Annotated in this window: 1 protein-coding gene; it reads left to right on the plus strand. The window is 32.3% G+C overall.

Translation table 11 applies throughout. From position 1 onward, the window contains the following. Positions 1-290: 290 nt before the first annotated feature. The gene (locus WBQ70_RS02480; RefSeq protein WP_423910091.1) at positions 291-1643 is read left to right on the plus strand and encodes an IS5 family transposase; all 1353 of its coding nucleotides are present in this window, start codon (positions 291-293) and stop codon (positions 1641-1643) included. Positions 1644-1945: the final 302 nt, after the last annotated feature.

Consider the following 1945-nt stretch of genomic DNA (forward strand, 5'->3'; position numbering starts at 1 on the left):
ATATAAAATAATATTTTTCTTTGCTATGTGAACAAATTTAAAAATTAAGCACCTTAAAACCAGAAAAAACTGATTGTGAAAAAAGAATAATGTAATGAAAAAAACAATATTTATACTATTGATAGTATTTGTGGTTTCTTGTTCAAAAAAGGACAAAATAAATCACTACTTAGTTAATCCTTAAGAATAAAATAACAAACTGATTGTTAATAACTTGTGATTAAATACTATCTAAAATGGCTTTGTAAAATTGCCAAAAAGTGTATATTTAGATATAAAAAAGCGGCAATATGTTAGGCAAAATTAAACCCGATTTTCAGCAAAATTTATTCAAGACTAGACTGACAGACCTTATAAACTTAGGACATCCCATAGTAAAATTAGCAAATGAGGTTTCTTGGGATAAAATGGAGTTGGAGTTCCAAAATCTATATTCAGAGCAAGGAAGACCCTCAATTCCTATTAGAAAAATTGCAGGATTATTGCTTTTGAAAGAAATGTTTAAAGAGAGTGATGAATCGGTTGTTGAACGTTGGATTGAAAATGCCTATTGGCAATATTTTACGGGCGAGGAATTCTTTCAGACCAAACAACCATTTGATCCTAGCGAGTTTGTACATTTTAGAAAACGACTAAAAGAAGAAGGGTTAGAATTTTTGTTAAGCCAAAGTGTAGCCTTGCATCCTAAGGCTAAAAGTGAAAAAGAAGTTCAAATAGACACCACAGTTCAGGAGAAAAACATTACTTTTCCAACGGATGCTAAATTAGCTAAAAAAGTAATTGACAATTGTACAAAAATAGCTGAAAAAGAAGGTGTAAAACAAAGACAAACTTATAAAAGAGTAGCTAAACAACATCTTCGAGATGCTTATTTTGGTCATCATCCCAAACGAAAAAAGAAAGCCACTATGGCTCGAAAGAAATTACGAACCATTGGATCTAGAGTAGTACGTGAATTAGAAAGAAAATTACCAGAACATCTTCAAAAACAATACGAAGCATTATTTATCAATTACAAAAAAGTACTCACTCAAGAGCGCAATAGTAAAGACAAAATATACAGTTTGCACGAACCACAAACGGCTTGTATTGCTAAAGGTAAAGCTCACAAGGCATATGAATTTGGCACAAAAGTATGTGTTGTTAGGGGAAGACAAACAGGTGTTATTTCTTCAATAAAAAGATTTTCAGGTAACCCCCACGATAGCAATACATTGGAAAAATCAATAGCCCAAAGTGAGCGAGTAAGGAAAAAGATAGGAGGAACAAGACCTAGTATTGCTAGTACAGACAGAGGATTTAGAGGAAAAACAGAAGTTGATGGGACTCAAATACTGATTCCGAAAAACAGAAAAGAGAGTTCAAGATACAAACAGGAAGTTGCCAGGAAACGATTTAGAGCCAGAGCTGCGATTGAACCCACAATATCACATTTAAAAAGAAACCACGCTTTAGGATTAAACTTCCTCAAAGGCGTGGCTGGAGATATCCATAATGCTCTTTTGGCTGGAATCGGGTACAATTTAAAACTACGATTCAGTCAAATAAAAGAGCAAATTGTTTTTTGGCTTAATAAATTGTTCAACTTTTCCACAGGAAATAATATTCTTATTTTTGTCGAAATTAAAAATAGTCCTTTTTAAGGATTGACTATTTATTATTTATTCCAGCTATTAGAGCTGTTATTTTACAATGTTTCTCAATATATATTCTCTAGCATGAAGGCTTTTAAGAAGTCTTATTTCGGTACATTTCATAAAAAACACACTGGAACTAGCGGTTTGACAATAATACACCCAATGGATTAAACAAAGCGCTCACCCTTGTGAATCAGTAGTTTGAAAATCACCAAAAGTGGGTATTGTAAGAATTGTCATTAACCTATACTTTTAGCAGAATAACCCATAAGCTAAAGGTGAATGAAGTCAATACCATTAATTATATT

This window comes from Flavobacterium sp. (assembly GCF_049590715.1).
GTDB lineage: Bacteria > Bacteroidota > Bacteroidia > Flavobacteriales > Flavobacteriaceae > Flavobacterium.

What these genes read in the sequence shown, in the direction of transcription:
- WBQ70_RS02480 (WP_423910091.1), top strand. Translation starts at nt 291, where the DNA reads ATGTTAGGCAAAATTAAACCCGATTTTCAGCAAAATTTATTCAAGACT.